Origin of the sequence: Pseudoalteromonas sp. SR41-7, assembly GCF_014163935.1 — a bacterium.
Taxonomy (GTDB): domain Bacteria; phylum Pseudomonadota; class Gammaproteobacteria; order Enterobacterales; family Alteromonadaceae; genus Pseudoalteromonas; species Pseudoalteromonas distincta.
The window spans coordinates 1-357 of sequence record NZ_JACJEF010000047.1 but is presented as its reverse complement, the minus strand read 5'-3'; the positions used below and the strand labels follow the sequence as shown (position 1 = coordinate 357).

Annotated in this window: 2 rRNA genes; both read right to left on the bottom strand. The window is 40.3% G+C overall.

From position 1 onward, the window contains the following. Positions 1-4 precede the first annotated feature (4 nt). Positions 5-119: ribosomal RNA gene (rrf, locus tag H5092_RS20450) — 5S ribosomal RNA — on the bottom strand. A gap of 144 nt (positions 120-263) precedes the next feature. Beyond that, positions 264-357: ribosomal RNA gene (locus tag H5092_RS20445) — 23S ribosomal RNA — on the bottom strand; the annotation flags it as partial.

The following is a 357-nucleotide window of genomic DNA, read 5'->3' as shown; positions in this document are numbered from 1 at the left end:
TGAAGCCTGGTAATGTCCTACTTTCACATAGCAAATGCTACACTATCATCGGCGCTGTTTCGTTTCACTACTGAGTTCGGCATGGAGTCAGGTGGGTCCAAAACGCTATTGTCACCAAGCAAATTTGGGCGTTAATTCGTATTTCTACGCACTAACTGAATTTGGAAAATATCTGATAATATTTTTTAAGTCTTTCTAAGTAATTTCTACTTTAGTCATATTAACTTCTGTCAAACTGTCGCATAAAACGCGTTTGGCGTTGTATGGTTAAGCCTCACGGGTAATTAGTACAAGTTAGCTTAATGGCTCACACCACTTCCACATCTTGCCTATCAACGTTGTAGTCTTCAACGGCCC